The sequence below is a fragment of the Paraburkholderia domus genome (assembly GCF_905220705.1).
GTDB lineage: Bacteria > Pseudomonadota > Gammaproteobacteria > Burkholderiales > Burkholderiaceae > Paraburkholderia > Paraburkholderia domus.
The window spans coordinates 1-1,604 of the sequence record NZ_CAJNAT010000081.1; the positions used below are offsets into that span (position 1 = coordinate 1).

Below are 1,604 nucleotides of genomic sequence, written 5' to 3' on the forward strand. Positions count from 1 at the left end.
GCGACATCCTGGTTGTCAATGCGATCCGGGTTCAGATGCACGGCATCTACACGCTGCCAGTTTCGCGTGCGGCCCTTCCATCGAAGCGGATTGCGCTGCCGGGCGGTCTTGTAGAGCGCCGCACGTCGATCCAGAATCTCGTGGTCGAGGTTGGCATGGCGCTGCGCCGGCGTTACGAACCTGATCGCGCTGTGCCGATGTTCCTCGTTGTACCAGCGCACCAGTGCGCCCACCCAGGCACGCGCGGCGAACAGGGTATCGAACGGCTTGAGGGGGTAAGCAGGCCGGTACTTCAGAGTCTTGAACAGCGACTCGGAATAAGGATTGTCGTTGCTCACGCCCGGGCGACTCAACGACGGCATGACACCCAGCGCCTGGAGGGTGGCGAGCATCGTTGCGCCTTTCATCGGGCCGCCGTTATCCGAATGCAGAATCACCTGATCGGGCTGTATCACTTCGCGTGCGCAAAGGTCCCGGAGGACTTCGCTGGCCAGCGCGCTGCTTTCCTCGGCATAGACCTGCCAGCCGACAATCTTGCGACTGAATACATCCAGAAACAGGTACAGATAAAAATACTGTCCGCGGATCGCCGTCGGCAAATACGTGATGTCCCAGGAATACAACTGGTTCGGCGCGTCGGCGCAAACCGAACGCGGTTTGCTGCGAGCGTGGGCCGGCCGTTCGCTGCGCCGGTGGGCAAGTTGCTTCTCGGCCTTCAGTACCCGGTAGAACGTCGATTCGGAGGCGATATAGCGTTGCTGGTCTGCCAGTCGCGGCACGATCTGGCTTGGCGGCAGATGACCGAATTCGGCCGAGTTCGCGACCGCCAGCAACTCGGCGCGTTCGTCGGCAGAAAGCTTGTGGCACGGCTCATGGTGCCGTAACGAGCGCCCGTCCACCGCGTCAGGTTCGCCGCGTTGCCAGCGCTGAACTGTCCGGGCACTGAGCCCCAGAATGTTGCACGCGTGTGCCTGGCGAGCCCCGGCCAGGGTCGCCTCGCAGATCAGGCTGATCAATTCCTTGCGCTCTTCAGGGGCCGTCATTCGGCCTCGCCCTCGAACAGCGCGCGGTAGTTTTTTTGCAGCACCAGTAGCGCCGCAGCTTCAGCCAGTGCCTTCTCCTTGCGTTTCAACTCGCGCTGCAGCTGGACATTGGCCTGCTTCAGATCCCGTACTTCCTGGGCGCTCTCGCGCCGGCTCCCGGTTCCACCGACGGTGCAAAAATCCGCTCGCCACTGCACGAGATGATGCGCAAACAGGCCGCGTTTCCGACACCAGCCGTTCAATGCTTCGTCGACCAGCCCGTGACTCTCCTGCAAGGCCATCAGACGTTCTTCCAGCGACCAGTCCTCCAGACGTCTTGCGTGTCCGGAGCTCGAGCTCCGGTTCGCGGCGGCGGCGCCTCTCATCCATTTCCTCAATGTCAATACGTTCACGTTCAATTCGTCGGCCACCGATCCAACTGTTCGGCTCCCGCGCTGCAGGACCTTCGACAGCGCCTGCTCCTTAAACTCAACAGAATACGTTTGTTTCGTCTTCAACTTGTACCTCTGACTTTTCTTGATAAGAAAGTTCAGAGGCGACAACTACTATGACGCCGGGGGC

1 protein-coding gene is annotated in these 1,604 nt (G+C 61.0%); it reads right to left on the reverse strand.

What is annotated here, in order from left to right; all coding sequences use genetic code 11:
• Positions 1-1,540 (reverse strand): IS3 family transposase gene (locus tag KHO31_RS38945; RefSeq protein ID WP_407945987.1). Its coding sequence is split into 2 segments (ribosomal slippage), with 1,541 coding nucleotides annotated over them: positions 1-1,060 and positions 1,060-1,540; the frame shifts between segments, so codons are not numbered across the junction. This gene is flagged as partial in the annotation.
• Between the last annotated feature and the right edge of the window lie 64 nt (positions 1,541-1,604).